The organism is Pseudomonas pudica (assembly GCF_015680405.1).
GTDB lineage: Bacteria > Pseudomonadota > Gammaproteobacteria > Pseudomonadales > Pseudomonadaceae > Aquipseudomonas > Aquipseudomonas pudica.
In genome coordinates this window covers 1-201 of sequence record NZ_JADLJS010000131.1, presented here as the reverse complement: position 1 = coordinate 201, position 201 = coordinate 1, and the positions used below count along the sequence as shown (strand labels likewise).

General features: G+C 63.2%; 1 protein-coding gene. It reads right to left on the bottom strand.

Translation table 11 applies throughout. The features are described 5' to 3' along the window. Nucleotides 1–201: hypothetical protein (locus tag IRZ77_RS26780; RefSeq protein WP_196174649.1), on the bottom strand; the 201-nt coding region annotated here is incomplete at both ends.

The window sequence follows — 201 nt, the reverse complement described above, 5'->3', positions numbered from 1 at the left end:
TGTCTACCTGCTGCAGAAACGCATCGGTCCGCGCCTCCAGGGCTTCGTTGAGCAGGCTCATGTATTCGCCCACTGTCAGCGACACCCGCAGCGGCGTTACCTGCTGCCCGGCAAACAGGGCAAACGCCGAGCGATGCACATGGCCGATCAGGGTCTTGGTCCGTTCACTCAGGTGCTGGCTGAGCGCATTCCCGGCGCTGT